This is a genomic window from Neisseria iguanae (assembly GCF_003013245.1).
Classification (GTDB): Bacteria; Pseudomonadota; Gammaproteobacteria; order Burkholderiales; family Neisseriaceae; genus Neisseria; species Neisseria iguanae.
Genome location: NZ_PXYY01000129.1, coordinates 1 through 4,990 on the forward strand (window position 1 = coordinate 1; position 4,990 = coordinate 4,990).

A 4,990-nucleotide genomic window follows, 5' to 3' on the forward strand; every position below is an offset into this window, starting at 1 on the left:
AACCCCTGTATTTGACGGCAAAACCCTGCGTAAGAACGGCGGCAGCAGTTAAAAGCCTATTCAACCGTCAGCGCATTTGCCAGAGAAATGTTGCAGACAAACCCAATGAAAAAACAGCTATTCCCGAACTGCCGGAAAAACCGATGCCCGGCGGCAGTATCGTTACGGATATTGCAACCAAAATCATCGGAAAAAAGCCGATTGCGTACCGGCAGTCAAAGACAATCAAAAGCGGTTGGCCGACAGCATCCGTGATTATTCCGACGCATTCGAAAACCGTCCTGAAACCGTTATGCACAGTTATGCCCAAACAGTAGAAAGAATCACGGACGCGTCGCTTTCAGACGCCTTGGGGCTTTGACACATGCTATTTTTTGTTCAGCCGGATGCGACCAGACTGAAAATTGCTTTCAATTCCTGTAAAACATTTTCAAACGGTCAGATGCCATCTGAAAATTATTATTTATTAATATATAAACAGTATAAGATTAAAATTTAATGAGAATGATTACTAAAATATAAAATATCAGAAAATATAGGGACTTTAGCTTTCAGTCATCTATTTGCAAATTTGTTTTGAAAAATTCAACTTATTACATGGAATTACTTAAAGTACAACGTGATTCTTGACCTATGACAATTAAAGAAACCTTTACCCAAAATGAACGTAGAAAACCCTACCCCTATTATCCGTTTCGACAGCATACCGACCGACGCCTATTTCTTCGGCACCTGCGTACTCGACATCTTCATGCCTGAAGCTGGCATGGACGCTATGACCTTAATCCAACAACAAGGCATCCGCACCCACTTCCCGATGGATCAAAGCTGCTGCGGCCAGCCGGCCTATTCTTCAGGCCATCCGCAAGAAGCATTTGATGTTGCCAAAGCCCAATTGGATCTGTTTCCTGAAAACTGGCCGATTGTCGTACCGTCAGGCTCTTGCGGTGGCATGATGAAACACCACTGGCCGACCTTATTTAAAGAGACACCCTACGAAACCAAAGCCAAAGATATTGCCGGGCGCGTGATTGAATTCACCCATTTCCTGCTGGCCATCGGCTATCACCCTAAAGACAAAGGTACACCGGTGAAAGTGGCCGTTCATACCTCTTGCGCAGCACGCCATGAAATGAATGTTCATCTTTCAGGCTGACAATTGATTGACGGTATGGAAAATGTCGAACGCATCGTACACGATCACGAAAACGAATGCTGCGGCTTCGGCGGCACATTCTCCGTCAAACACCCCGACATTTCCGGTGCAATGGTTAGTGACAAAGTAGCCGCGCTGAAAGAAACCCAAGCCACTGAAATCATCAGTGCCGACTTCGGCTGTATGATGAATATCGGCAGCAAAATCGCCAAAAGCGAGCCGGATATGCCGGCACCGAAACACATTGCCACCTTCTTATTGGAACGCACAGGAGGCAAAGCATGAGCGCGCGCGACAATATTTTGGCCAAGCTGAGAAAAGCCGATGCCTACCCGATGGTTGAACCCGACACATCTGATTACTACCGTCAAAACGAAATGACTTGGGAAAACAAAACTGCCCGCCTGAAACACTGGGCAGCAACCATGCGTGCGGTCAAAACCGAGATTTACTGGGCCAACCAAAACAACTGGCCGCAAGTGTTCCGTCAAGCTGCCGAAGAAAAAGGCTTAAAAAAACATCTTATTGCCACTGCAAACCTCAGACGGCCTCAAAGCCCAAGCCGCATTAGAAGGCAATAATATCGAAACCCTGCCGTTCGACCGTAAAATCGAAGACTGGAAAGACGAGTTTTTCCTGCAAGTCGATGCCGGCTTCAGCGGCTCGAAATGCGGCATCGCCCGCACCGGCACCATCATGTTAGAATCCAGCCCCGGACAACCTCGCAGCCTGAGCTTGGTGCCGCCTGTGCATTTCTGCCTGTTTGACACCAACAAAATGTATGATGAATTCCACCATGCCATTGAAGGCGAAAATTTGGTTGGAAACGGTATACCGACCAACGTAATCCTCATCTCCGGCCCCTCCAAAACCGCCGACATCCAATTAACGCTGGCCTACGGCGCACACGGCCCCCGCAATTTGGTCGTGATGGCGATTCTGCCCGACCTCATTTCACCTGCCGATTTGGAGGAAACCGTATGAACACACAAACCATCCGATTCCATATGAAACCAGAAACCTTCAAACAAAACACGGCCATTTCGCTGCAAGACAAACCTTTGCGCAAAAGCCTGCGTACCGCCATGGACATGCTGATGACCAAGCGTAAAGCCGTGTTATCGGACGAAGAAGAATTGCAAACCTTACGCGATTTGTGCGAGCGCATCCGCCAACGCTCGCTCTCACGCCTGCCTGATTTGCTGGAGCAGCTCGAAGCAAATCTGACCCGCTTGGGCGTAAAAGTACACTGGGCGGAAACCCCTGATGAAGCCTGGGCCGTCATCCACAACATCATCACCGCCCACAACGGCAAACTGATGGTCAAAGGTAAACCCATGGTCAGCGAAGAAATCGAGCTGAACCATTATTTGGAAAAAAAAGGCATTCGTGCAGTAGAAAGCGATTTGGGTGAATTCATCGTTCAGATGGCCGGTAAAAAACCGACCCACATCGTGATGCCCGCCATCCACAAAACTAAAGAGCAAGTCAGCAAATTGTTCCACCAAAACTTAAATACCCCACCGACCGATGACGTTGGCCAGCTCACCGGCTTTGCCCGTATGGCCTTGCGTGACATTTACCGCACTGCCGATGTCGGTTTAAGCGGCGTCAACTTTGCCGTAGCCGAAACCGGCACCTTGTGTCTGGTAGAAAATGAAGGCAACGGCCGATTATCGACTACCGTGCCACCGGTACATATCGCCATTACCGGCATTGAAAAAGTGGTGGCAAAATTATCGGATGTGCCACCAATTTACGGCCTGCTGCCGCGTTCGGCCATCGGCCAAAACATCACCACTTATTTCAACATGATTACCGGCCCGCGCCGCAGCGAAGAGCTGGACAGCCCGCAAGAAATGCATTTGGTACTGCTCGACAACGGCCGCACTCAAGCCTATGCCGAAGACCAAATGCGCCGCACTTTGCAATGTATCCGCTGCGGTGCGTGTATGAACCACTGTCCGGTGTACACCCGCATCGGCGGGGCAGCCTACGGCACAACCTATCCGGGTCCGATTGGCGAAATCCTGTCGCCGCACTTACTCGGCTTGGAAAACACCAGTAACCTGCCTACCGCCTGCACCATGTGCGGTGCGTGTGTGGAAGTATGTCCGGTACGCATTCCGATTACCGAACAAATGCAGCGTTTGCGCGTGGAAGCCCAACGTCCGCCAAAAGAAATCGTGCCGCATCCGATTCGCGGCCAAGGCGCATCACACACCTTCGGCGAACAAATAGCATGGCGCACATCCAACGGCATTTTCAGCGGCAAAAAAACCTACCGCGCCTTCGGTTGGGCAGCAACCAAATTCCGCGCCTTAACCCCAAGCAAACAATTGGGCTGGACGGATAACCGGGCACCTATGAAACCGGCGAAGAAAACCCTGCGTGAAATGATTGCAGAAAAACAACGCCAATCTTAATATTTCAGGCCTGACCAAAGCCGTCTGAAACTTTCAGACGGCCTTTCTGTTCTTCAAACACCACCAGCACCAACCGCTTCACAAAGCCATTTAAAATTTGCACGAATACCTATTTTCAGCCGCTTTGCAACAGAGACCGGCCTTCAGATTTGCATACCTTTGCTTAAAAGCTTATTCCCTAAAATCAGCCTTTTTGAGACAATACCATCAAATCTGCCCCATCTCAAAGCAGTATAAAAACAACCACACACCAACATAAAAGGAATCATCCGGTGAAACGCATTTTCCTGTTTCTTGCAACCAATATTGCCGTTTTGATCGTTATCCGCATCGTATTGGCCGTTTTAGGCATCAACAGCACCGACGAAGTCGGTAGCCTGTTGATTTACTCTGCCGTTGTCGGCTTCAGCGGCTCGATTATTTCCCTGCTACTTTCCAAAACCATGGCCAAACGTTCAGTAGGCGCGGAAGTGATTACCCAGCCACGCAGCGGAGAGGAAGCTTGGCTGCTGTCCACAGTTGAAGCCCAAGCGCGTCAATGGAATTTGAAAACGCCGGAAGTGGCCATTTACCATTCGCCGGAACCAAACGCATTTGCCACCGGCGCCAGCAAAAACAATTCCTTAGTAGCAGTATCTACCGGCCTGCTCGACCATATGACCCGCGATGAAATCGAAGCCGTGTTAGCGCACGAAATGGCACACGTCGGCAACGGCGACATGGTGACGCTGACCTTGATTCAAGGGGTAGTTAATACCTTTGTCGTATTCTTCGCCCGCATCGTTTCCGGCATGGTTGCCCGCAATGAAGACGGCAGCACTTCCAACGGCATGTATTTCATGGTCAGCATGGTGTTGCAAATTGTCTTCGGTTTCTTGGCAAGCATCATCGTGATGTGGTTCAGCCGCCAACGCGAATACCGCGCCGATGCCGGTGCCGCGAAATTGGTCGGGGCGCCTAAAATGATTGCCGCCCTGCAACGTTTGAAAGGTGCAGGAAACGATTTACCGCGCGAAATGAACGCTATGGGAATTTCCAGCGACACCAAAGATTCGCTATTAAGCACCCATCCATCTTTAGATAACCGAATTGCCCGCCTGAAAGCGCAATAACCTATTCATTAAGGCCGTCTGAAACCTGAACTTCCCCCCCCAACCCTTGGACAAGTTAAGAATGTTTCTCAAACAGCCTTTTCAAGCCGGGTTCTGCAGGCAACAGGGCTCAGCTTTTTTAAGTCCAGACTCAAGCGTTCATGATTGCAGTATGTAATCATTTATGATCGTTGCCGGCCCCGCCGCCGGCAGCGCACCGTCTTCATCGAAGCTTTCCGTTTTCAATGTGCCGGAAAAGCCCCATCGGCGCATTGCTCCGGCAATGATGGCTGTTTTACTAAATAACGGGCACAGAA

At 49.9% G+C, this 4,990-nt stretch carries 3 protein-coding genes and 2 pseudogenes; all 5 read left to right on the plus strand.

Going from position 1 to position 4,990, the window contains the following annotated elements; all coding sequences use genetic code 11:
* Positions 1–317 (plus strand): hypothetical protein (locus C7N83_RS14985; RefSeq protein WP_170064918.1); only part of this gene is annotated, 317 nt, incomplete at its 5' end.
* A 344-nt stretch (positions 318–661) separates the two neighbouring features.
* Positions 662–1,441 (plus strand): annotated as a pseudogene (locus C7N83_RS12980) ((Fe-S)-binding protein).
* Positions 1,438–2,140 (plus strand): annotated as a pseudogene (locus C7N83_RS12985) (LutC/YkgG family protein). Before C7N83_RS12980 ends, C7N83_RS12985 begins: the two co-directional pseudogenes overlap by 4 nt.
* On the plus strand, positions 2,137–3,582 hold the full coding sequence (locus C7N83_RS12990; protein WP_106743148.1) for a LutB/LldF family L-lactate oxidation iron-sulfur protein: 1,446 nt from the start codon (positions 2,137–2,139) through the stop codon (positions 3,580–3,582). Before C7N83_RS12985 ends, C7N83_RS12990 begins: the two are co-directional and overlap by 4 nt.
* Positions 3,583–3,854: 272 nt before the next feature.
* Positions 3,855–4,694 (plus strand): protease HtpX, encoded by an 840-nt coding sequence (htpX, locus tag C7N83_RS12995; RefSeq protein WP_106743150.1) that lies wholly within the window; start codon positions 3,855–3,857, stop codon positions 4,692–4,694.
* Positions 4,695–4,990 lie beyond the last annotated feature (296 nt).

Excerpts from the sequence above, each read along its gene's own strand:
- C7N83_RS12990 (WP_106743148.1), top strand. The coding sequence starts at position 2,137 with ATGAACACACAAACCATCCGATTCCATATGAAACCAGAAACCTTCAAA.